Below are 13214 nucleotides of genomic sequence, written 5' to 3'. Positions count from 1 at the left end.
GGGCAGGTCTCCCGGTCGGACGCTTCCTACGACGCCTCCGCCGGGGGCTGCCACGGGCGGGCGTGCATCAGGTTCTCCAGGCCCGCCCAGGCGAAGTTCATCAAGGTCGCCGCGGCCTCCCTCGCCGAGACGCCCGGGGTGTCGTTGGCCCAGCCCGCCAGCGACTCGGCGGCTCCCACCAGGGCCTGCGCCAGGCCCGCCACATCGCGGTCCGCCAGGGCGGGGTCGCGGTGGGCCTCGCGGGCGGCGGCGCCGATGAGGCCCGTCACGAACGCGACGATCTCGTCGCGCATCACCACGACCTCGCTGATGAACGGCTCCCCGTGCGAGCGGGCCTGGCGGTGCAACACCGCCCAGCCGTCCGGATGTTCGGCGGTGTGCGTGAAGAACGCACGGAGCCCCGACCAGAGTTGGCCGTCGGCGGGCAGCTCCGGGTCCACCCCGGCCCGCACCGCCGCCACCAGGGCCTCGGCCTCACGCCGGATGCAGGCGGAGAACAGGTCCTCCTTGGAGTGCAGGTACAGATAGACCAGCGGCTTGGAGACGCCCGCCATCTCCGCGATCTCGTCCATCGAGGCGGCCCGGTACCCACGCTGCCCGAACGTCCGGACCGCGGCGTCCATCATCTGCCGCTCACGCACGGCGCGTGGCATCCGTTTGCTCTTCACAGCACCCACGTCCGACTTCCTCCCCGCCCCACGGTCCTGCTCCCCGGCCAAGGGTACGGCGCCGGACGGGCCTCCGCCGGACGGAGCATCCACCGCGCGTACGCAAGCGCCCCTGGTCCGCCACACAAGGCGGGCCAGGGGCGCTCAGCGCTGTACAGGGGGGCGGCTGCCGCTAGGCGGTGGCCGGCACCGCGTCCTTCGGTTCCGGCGTACGGTCGCGGGCCGCATTCCGGTCGGCGTCGTCGGACGGGCCGAATGCGTCGATCGGGGAGGCCGAGGCCGAGTTGTACTTGTCGTGGTCGAGGATCTTCTCGCGGGCCGCGACGATGACCGGGACCAGCGCCTGGCCGGCCACGTTGGTGGCGGTGCGGATCATGTCCAGGATCGGGTCGATGGCCATCAGCAGACCGACGCCCTCCAGCGGGAGGCCCAGCGTGGAGAGGGTCAGGGTCAGCATGACCGTCGCGCCGGTGAGACCGGCGGTGGCGGCGGAGCCGATGACCGAGACGAAGGCGATGAGGATGTAGTCACCGAAGCCCAGCTGGACGTCGAAGATCTGCGCGATGAAGATCGCCGCCAGCGCCGGGTAGATCGCGGCGCAGCCGTCCATCTTCGTGGTCGCCCCGAACGGGACGGCGAAGGAGGCGTACTCCTTCGGGACGCCGAGGCGCTCGGTGACCCGCTGGGTGACCGGCATGGTGCCGACCGAGGAGCGGGAGACGAAGGCGAGCTGGATCGCGGGCCAGGCGCCCTTGAAGAACTGCAGCGGGCTGACCTTGGCGAGGGTGGCCAGGAGCAGCGGGTAGACGCCGAACATCACCAGGAGGCAGCCGATGTAGACGTCGGCGGTGAACGTGGCGTACTTGCCGATCAGGTCCCAGCCGTAGGTGGCGATGGCGTAGCCGATGAGGCCGACGGTGCCGATCGGGGCGAGACGGATAACCCACCACAGGGCCTTCTGCAGCAGCTCCAGGACGGACTGGCTGAGCGTGAGGATCGGCTGCGCCTTCTCGCCGAGCTTGAGGGCCGCGATACCGGCGACGGCCGCCATGAAGACGATCTGGAGCACGTTCAGCTCGGTGAACGGCGTGATCACGTTGGTCGGGACGATACCGGTCAGGAAGTCGATCCAGCTGCCGGTGCGGGAGGGCAGCTCGCCGTCCTTGGGCGTCAGGCCGGTGCCGGAGCCGGGGTTGGTCACCAGGCCGATGAAGAGGCCGATGGCGACGGCGATCAGCGACGTGATCATGAACCAGAGCAGGGTGCGGGTCGCCAGCCGGGCGGCGTTGTTGACCTTGCGGAGGTTGGTGATCGACACCAGGATCGCGAAGAAGACCAGCGGGGCGACGGCCAGCTTCAGCAGCTGGACGAAGATCGAGCCGATCTTGTCGAGCGTGGTGACGAGCCAGGAGACGTCCTGGCTGCGGGCCAGCCAGCCGAGCAGGGCGCCGAGCACCAGACCGGCGATGATCTGGGCCCAGAAGGGGACCCTGGGTATACGCGGACCGGGGCCGGAGCCGGTGGACGGCTGCTCGGCCTCGGGGGCGGCGGACGCGGAATTCGCGGACACGGACACACTCCAGTGGGGACGCATCGGGACGTACGAGGACAGACGTACGGACGTGCGGTGGAACGGGGACGGGGTCGCGGCGCCCGCGCCGAGGGCGGCGCCGCTGCATGATGCCGTATCAGACGTTGCGGCAACAGACCGCGGACATACAGCGGCAGAGATCGACGTGCAGGCGCGCCACGAGCGGGGTGCCCGGGGCATGGTGGAGGCGCACTGCTGTCTTCATGCCGAATACGTTAACACTTGAACTTTGAGAACCTCAAAGCTCTTCTTTGACCATGGGGCAGGGGCGCGCCGGCACCGCGGGCCACAGGAGCGTCGCCGAGCCCCCGGAAACGCCGAAGCCCCGGTACGGAAGCGGTGCGCTCCGGTCCGGGGCTCTCGGCGGGTGTGAGGAACCTTACTGAACGGCGTCCTCGCGGGTCCGGTTGGCGTCGAGGCGGGCCTTGGTCCGGTCGACGGTGGAGACGATCTGCGCGGACATCTCGTCGCGCTGCTTGCGCAGCAGCACATAGCTGAGCGGGGCGGAGAGCACGAGGCCGAGCAGGATCACCCAGACCATGTTGGAGCCGCCGAGGCCCGCGGGGACCAGACCGAAGTGCACGGCGACACCGGCGACGAGGAAGCAGCCGACGAAGATCAGCAGACGCAACGCCGTGTACCGGATCATCGCGCTCGGCTTGGCAACGGACACAGCAGGCCCTCTCTCTTCCCGTGGACTCTCGGTCTCTTCACACACTCCTGCCCGTCCAGTGAAGCATGGCCCGAATTCTCTCGGTTCAGGGGGTTGCCGGGCCGAGCGGGAGCAGCATGACGATGTCGTCGCGGTCGTCGCCGGGGGCGAGCCGGATCGCCCCGGGGATCCGGCCGACCTCCTTGTAGCCGCAGGCCGCGTAGAAGGTGTCGTTGCCGGTGCCGCCCCGGCAGGTGAGGCGGATGGCCTCGATGCCCTCGATGGAGCGGGCCGCATCGGCTGCGGCAGCCATGAGGTCGCGACCGTACCCCTGGCCCTGGTGGCGGGGGTGGACCATCACGGTGTAGAGCCAGAGCCAGTGGCGCATCAGCCGGTGGTCGTTGAGGGTGAGGAAGGCGGTCGCAGCGACCGCACCGTCACTGTCCCGCCCGACCAGCAGCCTGACCTGCCCCTTCTCGATGGCGAGGAGGTGCTTGAGCAGATCGGGGCGGATCTCCTCGGGGGTGACGGGCGGGACGAATCCGACGGCCCCGCCCGCGTTGGTGACGTCGGCCCACAGGGTGGTGACGCCGTCGCGGAGGGCGGGGGTGAGTTCGGGATCCAGCTCAAATGTAAGTGCCATAGATGGAGAGTAGCCATTACATACACCGTGGCTCAACCCCGTTCCCGTACGAAGAAGCCCCGGCCGGAGACGGCCGGGGCTTCTTCGTACGGGAACGGGGGGGTCAGACCCGCATCGGCTGCGGCGACTCGCGCAGGTCGGCGTCCGGGCCCGGGTACTCGCGCAGGATCTCGTACCGCGTGTTCCGCTCCACCGGCCGGAACCCGGCGTCGCGGATCAGGTCGAGCAGGTCCTCACGGCCGAGCTTGTTCGGCGTACCGAAGTCGTCGGCGTCGTGCGTGATCTTGTACTCGACGACCGAGCCGTCCATGTCGTCCGCGCCGTGCTGGAGCGCGAGCTGCGCGGTCTGCACGCCGTGCATCACCCAGAAGACCTTGACGTGCGGCACGTTGTCGAAGAGCAGCCGGGAGACGGCGAAGGTCTTCAGCGCCTCGGCGCCGGTCGCCATCGTCGTACGCGCCTGGAGCCTGTTGCGGACCTTGCCGTCCTTCATGTCGACGAAGTCGTGCTGGTAGCGCAGCGGGATGAAGACCTGGAAGCCGCCGGTCTCGTCCTGCATCTCGCGCAGCCGCAGCACGTGGTCGACGCGGTGGCGGGGCTCCTCGATGTGCCCGTACAGCATCGTCGCCGGGGTCTTGAGCCCCTTCTCGTGCGCGAGACGGTGAATGCGCGACCAGTCCTCCCAGTGGGTGTCGTGGTCGACGATGTGCTGGCGGACCTCCCAGTCGAAGATCTCCGCGCCGCCGCCGGTCAGCGATTCGAGACCGGCCTCGATCAGCTCGTCGAGGATCTCGGAGGCGCTCAGCCCCGAGATCGTCTCGAAGTGGTGGATCTCCGTCGCCGTGAACGCCTTGAGCGCCACGTCCGGCAGGGCTTCCTTCAGCGCGCTGAGCGAGCGCGGGTAGTAGCGCCAGGGGAGGTTGGGGTGGAGTCCGTTGACGATGTGCAGCTCGGTGAGGTTCTCGCCCTCCATCGCCTTGGCGAGGCCGACCGCCTCCTCGATCCGCATCGTGTACGCGTCCTTCTCGCCCGGCTTGCGCTGGAACGAGCAGTACGCGCACGAGGCGGTGCACACGTTGGTCATGTTGAGGTGGCGGTTGACGTTGAAGTGCACCACGTCACCGTTCTTACGGGTGCGCACCTCGTGGGCCAGGCCGCCGAGCCAGGCCAGGTCGTCGGACGCGTAGAGCGCGATCCCGTCCTCGCGGGTCAGCCGCTCGCCGGCCCGGACCTTCTGCTCCAGCTCGCGCTTGAGTCCCGCGTCCACCTGGCCGCCTCCATTCCTCCGTACAACAGACCCCGCCAACCGTACTCCCCCGCCCTTCGGGCAGGAGGGGCCCCCTTTGCGGCGCTCCGCGCCTACGCCTCTTCGGGAAGTTCCCCGACCCGGTTCTCCCACTTGGTCGAGAGCACGATCGTCGTACGGGTCCGGGAGACGCCCTTCGTGCCGCTCAGGCGCCGGATCGTCTTCTCCAGGCCGTCGACGTCGCCGACGCGCACCTTGAGCATGTACGAGTCGTCGCCCGCGATGAACCAGCAGTCCTCGATCTCCGCGAGGTCCTTGAGGCGGCGCGCCACGTCCTCGTGGTCGGCGGCGTCCGAGAGCGAGATCCCGATCAGCGCGGTGACACCGAGGCCGAGGGAGGCCGAGTCGACGGTGGCGCGGTAGCCGGTGATGACACCGGCGGATTCCAGCCGGTTGATGCGGTCGGTGACGCTGGGCCCGGAGAGCCCCACGAGCCGCCCCAGCTCGGCGTACGAGGCCCTGCCGTTCTCCCTGAGGGCCTGGATGAGCTGCCTGTCCACCGCGTCCATGTGACTGAAACCTTCCATTGTTCAGCAGTACCGCGAGTCTACGTGTAGAATCTAAGGCATGCAGGGCCGACGCCCTGCAAATCTTCTAGAACATCCAAGAAACACTTTCGAATCTTCAGGAGTGAACTTCACCGTGTACACGATCGAGATGGCCTACGCCCGGATGCGCGAGCTGCAGGACCTGGCCAACCGCTCGCGTGCCCACCAGCCCGCCGCCGCCCACCGCGTCGACAAGACCCGCGCGCCGCGCACCGCCAAGAAGCGCTGACCCGCGCGTGCCTCCTTCAGCCCTCGGGGCTGCGGGAGCCGCCACCCAGCTCTCCCTCCCAGCGGCGGTACAGCCGGTGTTCCACCCCGGCCGCGTCCAGCACCCGCCCCGCGACGAAGTCCACCAGGTCCTGGATGTGCGTCGCGCCCGCGTAGAACGCCGGGGAGGCGGGCAGCACGACCGCGCCCGCCTCGTCCAGGGCCACCATCTGCTTCAGCGTCTGGCCGCTCAGCGGGGTCTCGCGCACCGCGACGACGAGCGGACGGCGCTCCTTCAGCGTCACGCTCGCGGTCCGCTGGAGCAGGTCCTTCGACAGGCCGAGCGCCACCCCGGCCACACAGGCCGTCGAGGCCGGCACGATGAGCATCCCCTTCGCCGGGTACGACCCGGAGGACGGCCCGGCCGCCAGATCACCGGCCGGCCAGTGGCGTACGCGCTCCAGCTCCGCATCGCCCACCGCGAAGGCGTCCGGCTTCCCGTCGGCGCCGCGTTCCAGCCAACAGCGCAGGTCCTCGCGCCAGTGCCCGTCCCGGAAGGCGATGCCGGTCTCGTCCAGCAGGGTGAGCCGCGATGCCCGGCTCACCACCAGGTCCACGCTCTCGCCGCCCGCCAGCAGCCCGCGCAGGACGGCGGCGGCGAACGGGGTCCCCGAGGCACCGGAAACCCCGACAATCCAAGGCCGCCGCTGCTGATGAGTCACTGAAGTCCCGGATTCCACATCTGCGAGCCTATCCGGCACACCCCGGCGACCCGCACTCGGAACCCGACGGCGGCCCCGGACGTTCAACGGATGACAGGCAACCCGGGGGCAGGGGCAGACCGTGGGCGATTACTGGACGACCGGCCGCGACACGAACTCCACCGTGTCCGGCAGCACACGCGCGCTGACCGCGGGCATCGTGATGGTCAGCTGGGTGGCCCTGCTCTGGCTGCTCGAAGGCATCGACGTGCTGACCGGAAACGCGTTGGACACCTATGGGATCAGCCCGCGCGAGATGGCGGAGCTGCGCGATGTGGTGCCCGCCGCCTTCCTCCACAGCGGCTGGGAGCATGTCGCGTCCAACAGCGTCCCGCTGCTGGTCCTCGGCTTCATAGCCGCCCTCGGCGGGCTGCGCCGGTTCGCCGCCGTCGTCGCGACGGTCATCGTGATCAGCGGTCTCGGCGTCTGGCTGACCGCCCCGGCCTTCACGGTGACGCTCGGCGCCTCCGGCGTGGTCTTCGGGCTGCTGGGCTATCTGCTGGTGCGCGGCTTCGTGGACCGGCGGCCCTGGGACGTCCTCATAGGCATCGGCGTCGCCGTGGTCTACGGCTCGCTGCTCTGGGGCGTCCTGCCCACCGACTCGGGCGTCAGCTGGCAGGGGCACCTGTTCGGGCTGCTGGGCGGGGTGGCGGCGGCCTTCTTCTTCCGCCGCCCGCCAGCCCGCCGAGGCCCGGACAACCTGGTCACGGTCTGAGGCGCCGGATCTCTACGGCGTGGACACCGCCAGAGCCTGACCGGGGTGAGGCCGCACACAGGGCCTGACGCACACAGAGCCTGACGGGGTCGGGCCGGGCGCCGGGCCTACGGGGTCAGGCCGCGCGCCAGCAGGTCCAGGAGCGCGCAGGCGAAGAGCGCCATCCCGATGAAGCCGTTGACGGTGAAGAAGGCCCGGTTCAACCGGGACAGATCATGCGGGCGCACCACGCGGTGCTCGTAGACGAACGCCACCGCGACGACCGCCATGCCGATCCAGTAGAAGACCTCGGCACCCGTCGCCAGGCCGAACCAGACCAGCATCCCGGTCGTCACCACATGGCAGACCCGCGCGCCCCAGAGCGCCGCCGGGATACCGAAGCGCGCCGGGAAGGAGAGCACCCCGTGGGCCCGGTCCGCAGCCACGTCCTGGCAGGCGAAGATCAGGTCGAAGCCGCCGATCCAGATGCCGACGGCCAGCCCCAGGACCACCGCGTCCCACGACCAGCTGCCGGTCACCGCGAGCCAGGCGCCGACCGGCCCCATGGCCTGCGCGATGCCCAGGATGGCGTGCGGATAGTTCGTGAACCGCTTGCCGTACGGATAGACCACCATCGGCACCACCGCGACGGGCGCGAGCACCAGGCAGAGCGGATTGAGCAGGGCGGCGGCGCCCAGGAAGACGACGAGCGCGACGAGCGCCCCCGTCCACGCCGACTTCACCGACACCGCGCCGGTCACCAGCTCCCGCCCGGCCGTGCGGGGGTTACGGGCGTCGATCTCCCGGTCGATGATCCGGTTGGCGGCCATCGCGAAAGTCCGCAGCCCCACCATCGCGAGCGTCACGAGCAGCAGGACACCCCAGTGGATCGTGCCGTCCAGCCGGAACATCGCGGTCAGAGCCGCGATGTAGGCGAAGGGCAGCGCGAAGACCGAGTGCTCGATCATCACGAGCCTCAGGAAGGACTTGACCCTGCTGCCGGCGGGTGCGGAGCCGGGGAGGGCCCCGGTCGCTTCTGCCGCGCTGCTCACAGCCCGTACTCCTTCCAGCGGCGGTCCACCTTGGCCGCCGTCTCCGGGTCGGACTCGACCATCTCCGGCCAGCCGCCGTCCCGGGTGTATCCCTCGGTGGGCAGCTTCCGGGTGGCGTCGATGCCCGCCTTGCCGCCCCAGAACTGCTGGTAGGAGGCGTGGTCCAGATGGTCGACCGGGCCCTCGGTGACCGTGAGGTCGCGGGCGTAGTCGGTGTTGCCGAGCGCCCGCCAGGCGACCTCGTGCAGATCGTGGACGTCGCAGTCGGCGTCGACGACCACGATCAGCTTGGTCAGCGACATCATGTGCGCGCCCCAGATCGCGCTCATCACCTTCTGGGCGTGCTTCGGGTACTTCTTGTCGATCGAGACGATCGCGCAGTTGTGGAAGCCGCCCGCCTCGGGGAGGTGGTAGTCCACGATGTCCGGCACGATGATCTTCAGCAGCGGCAGGAAGAACCGCTCGGTGGCCCGGCCCAGCGGCCCGTCCTCGGTCGGCGGGCGGCCCACCACGATGGACTGGAGCAGCGGGCGCTTGCGCATGGTGACGCAGTCGATGGTCAGTGCGGGGAACGGTTCCTGCGGGGTGTAGAAGCCGGTGTGGTCCCCGAACGGGCCCTCCGGCAGCATCTCGCCCGGCTCCAGCCAGCCTTCCAGGACCACTTCCGCCTGCGCGGGGACCTGGAGCGGGACGGTCTTGCAGTCGACCATCTCGATCCGCTTGCCCTGGACGAACCCGGCGAACAGGTACTCGTCGATGTCCCCGGGCAGCGGGGCCGTGGAGGCGTACGTCACGGCGGGCGGCGCGCCGAAGGCGATGGCGACGGGCAGCCGCTCACCGCGCCGGGCGGCGACCTGGTAGTGGTTGGCGGAGTCCTTGTGGATCTGCCAGTGCATCCCGATCGTGCGCTTGTCGTGGCGCTGGAGGCGGTAGAGGCCCAGATTCCGGACGCCGTTCTCGGGGTGCTTGGTGTGGGTGAGGCCCAGGTTGAAGAAGGAGCCGCCGTCACCGGGCCAGGTGAAGAGCGCGGGCAGCTTCTCCAGGTCGACCTCGTCGCCCTTCAGCACGACTTCCTGGACCGGAGCGTCGTCCGACTTCACCTTCTTCGGCGGTACGTGGACCATCGAGCCGAGCTTGCCGAAGGCTTCCCGCACGCCGACGAAGCCCTGGGGCAGCTCCGGCTTGAGCAGCCCGCCGATCTTGTCGCTGATGTCGCTGTAGGACTTCAGCCCGAGCGCCTTGAGGAGGCGCCGGTCGGTGCCGAAGACGTTCATGGCCAGGGGCATCGAGGACCCCTTGACGTTCTCGAAGAGCAGGGCGGGGCCGCCCGCCTTGTTCACCCGGTCGACGATCTCGCCGACCTCCAGGTGAGGGTCGACCTCGGCCTTGACGCGCTTGAGATCACCATCGCGTTCAAGAGCCCGGAGCAGGGAGCGGAGATCGTCGTAAGCCATGCGGTCCAGTTTGTCATCCCCGCCCGCGCCGCCCCGCCGGGGCTCCCCCGCCACCGCACCCCGAAAGTCCGGGCTGTTGCCGGAAAGTGCTGCTCCGGGCCGGGGATCGAAGGTGGCGAGCCGGTACCCTGGCCGCGACACCGGGGAAACACCGAGCCCCACCACCACTGACTGGGGGACGCACCATGTTGAGAGCCCTGATGTTCATCGTTCCGCTGGCTCTGACGATCTACGCGTTCATCGACTGCCTGAACACCTCGGAGGAGGACACCAAGCATCTGCCGAAGATCGCCTGGGTCTTCATCATCCTGCTGTTCTGGATCGTCGGCCCGGTCGTCTGGCTCGTCGCGGGCAAGACGCGCCAGAACGCGGCCGGTGGCACGGGCCCGGCCGGATGGCAGCGCAGCCGACGGCAGCAGTGGGTGGCCCCGGACGACAACCCCGACTTCCTGAACTCGCTCAAGGACCAGGAGCGCGAGGAGCAGGAGCGCCGCGAGGGCGGCAAGGGCCCGGACGACAAGACCCCGCCCGCCTCCTGAGGCGCGAGGCCGCCGACGTACGGAACGAACAGCGCCCCCGGACGGGATGTCCCGTCCGGGGGCGCTGTTCGTTCATCCGATGGGCCGCGGCCGGTGGCCCGGGCCGCGGCGTACAGGTGCCTCAGACGCCCGCGTAGGAGTGCAGGCCGGAGACGAAGATGTTCACGCCGTAGTAGTTGAACAGCCAGCAGCCGAAGGCGGCGAGCGCCAGGTAGGCGGCCTTGCGGCCCTTCCAGCCGGCGGTGGCGCGGGCGTGCAGATAGGCGGCGTAGGCGACCCAGGTGATGAAGGACCAGACCTCCTTGGGGTCCCAGCCCCAGTAGCGGCCCCAGGCGTCGCCCGCCCAGATCGCGCCCGCGATGATCGTGAACGTCCAGAGCGGGAAGACCGCCGCGTTGATCCGGTAGGCGAACTTGTCCAGCGAGGAGGCGGAGGGCAGCCGCTCCATGACGGAGGTGGCGAACTTCCCCGGCGTACCGCCGGAGGCGAGCTTGTTCTCGTAGCTGTCGCGGAAGAGGTAGAGGATCGTGCCGACCGCGCCGAGGTAGAAGACGGCACCGCAGAGGATCGCGGTCGAGACGTGGATCCACAGCCAGTACGAGTGGAGCGCGGGCACCAGCTGGTCGCTGTCGGTGTAGAGGACCGTGGTGGCGAGACCGAGGTCCAGCAGGACGGTGGTGACCAGCGGGAGGCCGATCCAGCGGACGTTCTTCTTCAGCGCCAGCAGCACCAGGTAGGAGCCGATCGCCACCGTGGAGAAGGTGATGGAGAACTCGTACATGTTGGCCCAGGGGGCCCGCTGCACCGACAGGGCGCGGGTGAGGACACCGCCCGCCTCCACGACGAAGGCGATCACGGTCATCGAGACCGCGATCCTCCCCCAGAGGTCGCCCTTGAACGTGCCGCCCGCGGCTCCCGGCCCGTCGGGCACGTCACGGGTGCCGGTGGCCGCCCGGGTGACGACCTTCGGCCGCTCCAGCACGGCGGTGGAGCCGCCCTGGACGACCACCGGGGCCGTGGCGGCCGAGCCACCGGACGCGGAGCCGGCCAGCGCGGCGGCCGTACGGCCGACCTTGCTGCGGCTGCCGAGGACCCACTCCGCGATGTGCGCGAAGAAGGCCAGCGTGTAGACGGCCATCGACGAGTAGATCAGCACATTGCTGATCTCCGCCAGGTTCTCGTTGGTTGCGGCGGCGAGATTCACTTCTCAGCCCCTTCGGCAGGTGCTTCAGCAGGGTGTACGGGCCGGCTCCCGGCCTCGTTGGTGGCGTCGTCCTCGTCAGTGGCGTCGTCGGGCCCTTCGGACGAGGCAGAGGCGTCCGAAGCGGCCGGTTCCACCGGCTTCTCCGGCTTCTCCGGCCTCTCCTGGGCGACCGGCGCCGTGGTCAGCAGGGCGGTCGCGAGGTCGCCCAGCTCCTCGGGGAGCTTCGCGGACTCGCCGCGGCCCAGGCCCGCCATCTCCACGACGGTCACCCCGTCCGCGCCCCGGACCGCCCGCACCCACACCCGGCGGCGCTGGATGAAGAGCGAGGCGGCGAGTCCGGCGATGGCGGCGATGGCACCACCGAGCGCGAGCCCGTTGCCCGGCTGCTGCGAGATCTGGAAACTGGCCCACTCCTCGATGCCCTCGAAGGTGATCGAGCCCTCCCCGTCGGAGAGGTCCAGCTTCTCGCCGGGGCGCAGCATCTTCTTGAGCAGCTCGCCGTTCTCGTCCTTGAACTCCTCCATCTTGGAGGTGTCGAGCTGGTACACGTTCTGCGGCAGCCCGGAGTCCACCCCGAGGGAGCCGTGGTAGGCGCTGAGCGCCAGCACCGGGTACTCCGCGCCGGGGAACTGCGAGAACATCTCGCCCTTGCCGTGGCCCGCGAAGGTCGGCACGAAGAAGGCCTTGAAGCCGAGCTGGGTCTTCTCGCCGTGTCGGTCGCGGTAGCCGTCCATCACCTTGATCGCGCCGGTGGAGGTGATGTTGTTGTCGATCGGCAGCAGCGGTACGGCGTTGCGCGAGACGACCTTGCCCTTGCTGTCCCGGACGGTGACGACCGGGGCGTAGCCGTGGGCGATGAGATAGACCTTGGTGCCGTCCACGACGAGCGGTTCGTTGACGCGGATGACGGCCTTGCGGTCGGGACCGTCGGCGCCCTCGTTGTACGTCACGCGGGCCTCGAAGGTGCGGGGCGTGCCGCGCTGCGGGCCGCTCTCCTCGTACGTACCGACGAACTTGTCCAGGACGAAGCTGAAGGGGGCCAGTGTGTCCGAGTCGTAGAGCGAGCCCGACTTGAAGTCGTCGTACTGGGTGAGCGTGTTGGCGAAGCCGTCGCCCTCGACGACCAGCTTGCCGCCCTCGGACTTGAAGAGCTGGCCGGTGGCGAAGGCCACCAGCATCACGATCAGCGCGACATGGAAGACCAGGTTCCCGGCCTCGCGGAGGTAGCCCTTCTCGGCGGCGACGGCGTCGCCCACGGTGTGCGCACGGAACCGCCGCTTCCCCAGCACCCCGAGCGCCGCTTCGCGGACCCGCTCCGGGTCGGCGTCGGTGCGCCAGGTGGTGTACGCGGGCAGCCGGGTCAGCCGCCGGGGGGCGCCCGGGGGGCGGGAGCGGAGCTGGCCCACGAACTGGCCGGTGCGCGGGACGATGCAGCCGATGAGGGAGACGAACAGCAGGATGTAGATCGCGGAGAACCACACCGAGCTGTAGACGTCGAAGAGCTGGAGCTTCTCGTAGATCGGCGTGAGGGTGGTGTGCTGGTCCTTGAACTCCTGGACCTTGAAGTCGTCGACGCTCGTCTGCGGGATCAGCGAGCCGGGGATGGCGCCGAGGGAGAGCAGGAAGAGCAGGATCAGCGCGACCCGCATCGAGGTGAGCTGGCGCCAGAACCAGCGGACCCAGCCGATCACCCCCATGGCGGGGACGCCTGTGCCGGACCCGCTCCCGGTGCCGGACCCGCTCTCCGGGCCCTCCTCGCGGGGCGCGGTGGAGAGCTGTTCCCCGGCCGCGCGGTCGGCCCGCCGCTGCGCGCGCTCGTCAGCGCCGGTGTCGGTGCCGGTACGCGTACCGGCGTCGATGCCCGTGCCCGTGCTGCTGTTCGCCTTGCTCATGAA

General features: G+C 69.7%; 14 protein-coding genes. 3 read left to right on the top strand and 11 right to left on the bottom strand.

The features are described 5' to 3' along the window. Nucleotides 1-26: 26 nt before the first annotated feature. The 6 genes from AC0682_RS02400 to AC0682_RS02375 all read right to left on the bottom strand — a co-directional run bounded on the left by AC0682_RS02400 (nt 27) and on the right by AC0682_RS02375 (nt 5369). Nucleotides 27-677 (bottom strand): TetR/AcrR family transcriptional regulator, encoded by a 651-nt coding sequence (locus AC0682_RS02400; protein WP_478530549.1) that lies wholly within the window; start codon nt 675-677, stop codon nt 27-29. A 163-nt stretch (nt 678-840) separates the two neighbouring features. Continuing rightward, nucleotides 841-2238, bottom strand: a complete 1398-nt coding sequence (locus AC0682_RS02395) for a dicarboxylate/amino acid:cation symporter (RefSeq protein ID WP_478530548.1) — start codon at nt 2236-2238, stop codon at nt 841-843. 400 nt (nt 2239-2638) lie between these two features. Then, nucleotides 2639-2932 carry a DUF4229 domain-containing protein gene (locus AC0682_RS02390; RefSeq protein WP_254812331.1) on the bottom strand — a complete coding sequence of 98 codons (294 nt, stop codon included), beginning with the start codon at nt 2930-2932 and terminating at the stop codon, nt 2639-2641. An 85-nt stretch (nt 2933-3017) separates the two neighbouring features. After that, nucleotides 3018-3554 (bottom strand): GNAT family N-acetyltransferase, encoded by a 537-nt coding sequence (locus tag AC0682_RS02385; protein ID WP_254812330.1) that lies wholly within the window; start codon nt 3552-3554, stop codon nt 3018-3020. A 103-nt stretch (nt 3555-3657) separates the two neighbouring features. Beyond that, nucleotides 3658-4821: an aminofutalosine synthase MqnE gene (gene mqnE / locus AC0682_RS02380; RefSeq protein ID WP_254812329.1), complete on the bottom strand. Its 1164-nt coding sequence runs from the start codon at nt 4819-4821 to the stop codon at nt 3658-3660. A 92-nt stretch (nt 4822-4913) separates the two neighbouring features. Next, a complete protein-coding gene (locus tag AC0682_RS02375; protein WP_019763645.1) occupies nt 4914-5369 on the bottom strand; it encodes an Lrp/AsnC family transcriptional regulator in 456 nt (151 codons plus the stop codon). A gap of 121 nt (nt 5370-5490) precedes the next feature. On the opposite strand from AC0682_RS02375, the gene AC0682_RS02370 reads away from it, so the two are divergent. After that, complete coding sequence (locus AC0682_RS02370) at nt 5491-5637, top strand: hypothetical protein (protein ID WP_018489274.1); 147 nt, start codon at nt 5491-5493, stop codon at nt 5635-5637. 16 nt (nt 5638-5653) lie between these two features. Here AC0682_RS02370 and AC0682_RS02365 read toward each other — a convergent pair whose 3' ends face one another. Continuing rightward, entirely contained in the window at nt 5654-6337 is a 684-nt protein-coding gene (locus AC0682_RS02365) for a UbiX family flavin prenyltransferase (RefSeq protein WP_254812328.1), read from the bottom strand. A 121-nt stretch (nt 6338-6458) separates the two neighbouring features. Here AC0682_RS02365 and AC0682_RS02360 point away from each other — a divergent pair, with 121 nt between their 5' ends. Continuing rightward, entirely contained in the window at nt 6459-7091 is a 633-nt protein-coding gene (locus AC0682_RS02360; protein ID WP_254812327.1) for a rhomboid family intramembrane serine protease, read from the top strand. A gap of 107 nt (nt 7092-7198) precedes the next feature. On the opposite strand, the gene mqnP is transcribed toward AC0682_RS02360, so the two are convergent. Together mqnP and AC0682_RS02350 are read right to left on the bottom strand one after the other, a co-directional pair. Beyond that, nucleotides 7199-8122, bottom strand: a complete 924-nt coding sequence (mqnP, locus tag AC0682_RS02355; RefSeq protein WP_254812326.1) for a menaquinone biosynthesis prenyltransferase MqnP — start codon at nt 8120-8122, stop codon at nt 7199-7201. Beyond that, nucleotides 8119-9576 carry a menaquinone biosynthesis decarboxylase gene (locus AC0682_RS02350; RefSeq protein WP_254812325.1) on the bottom strand — a complete coding sequence of 486 codons (1458 nt, stop codon included), beginning with the start codon at nt 9574-9576 and terminating at the stop codon, nt 8119-8121. The genes mqnP and AC0682_RS02350 overlap by 4 nt, the downstream gene beginning before the upstream one ends. A 200-nt stretch (nt 9577-9776) precedes the next feature. Here AC0682_RS02350 and AC0682_RS02345 point away from each other — a divergent pair, with 200 nt between their 5' ends. Beyond that, nucleotides 9777-10115 carry a PLD nuclease N-terminal domain-containing protein gene (locus tag AC0682_RS02345; protein ID WP_254813246.1) on the top strand — a complete coding sequence of 113 codons (339 nt, stop codon included), beginning with the start codon at nt 9777-9779 and terminating at the stop codon, nt 10113-10115. 121 nt (nt 10116-10236) lie between these two features. Here AC0682_RS02345 and ccsB read toward each other — a convergent pair whose 3' ends face one another. Both ccsB and resB read right to left on the bottom strand, forming a co-directional pair. Beyond that, a complete protein-coding gene (ccsB, locus tag AC0682_RS02340) occupies nt 10237-11319 on the bottom strand; it encodes a c-type cytochrome biogenesis protein CcsB (RefSeq protein ID WP_478530547.1) in 1083 nt (360 codons plus the stop codon). Further along, a complete protein-coding gene (resB, locus tag AC0682_RS02335; protein ID WP_478530546.1) occupies nt 11316-13211 on the bottom strand; it encodes a cytochrome c biogenesis protein ResB in 1896 nt (631 codons plus the stop codon). Before resB ends, ccsB begins: the two co-directional genes overlap by 4 nt. Nucleotides 13212-13214 lie beyond the last annotated feature (3 nt).

The sequence above is a fragment of the Streptomyces sp. NPDC043746 genome (genome assembly GCF_056436485.1).
The sequence above is the reverse complement of the archived record's forward strand: the minus strand, read 5'-3'. Positions and strand labels throughout refer to the sequence as shown.